This window comes from Pseudomonas sp. PME37.24/025 (assembly GCF_055556615.1).
The window spans coordinates 1-256 of sequence record NZ_JBVHNK010000357.1 but is presented as its reverse complement, the minus strand read 5'-3'; the positions used below and the strand labels follow the sequence as shown (position 1 = coordinate 256).

The window sequence follows — 256 nt, the reverse complement described above, 5'->3', positions numbered from 1 at the left end:
CTCGAACTGTTCGGGAAGATGTTCGCGAGTCCGGCGTTCTGGAACAGCGTCCTGCAGACGCTGATCTTCAACGTCGTCGTCAATCCGTTGCAGATCGTCCTTGCGCTCGCGCTCGCAGTCCTCCTGACCCAGAATCTCCCCGGGCGCGGCCTGTGGCGCACGCTCATCTTCCTGCCGGCGGCCGTGCCACTGGCAGGGAGCACCATCGTCTGGGGGATCGCCCTGCGCCCGGACGGGCCGGTCAACGGGTTCCTGC

The 256-nt window shown here is 66.4% G+C and carries 1 pseudogene; it reads left to right on the top strand.

Annotated features, from left to right (window positions below):
- Positions 1-256: pseudogene (locus tag ACZ3HH_RS30685) on the top strand (hypothetical protein); the annotation flags it as partial.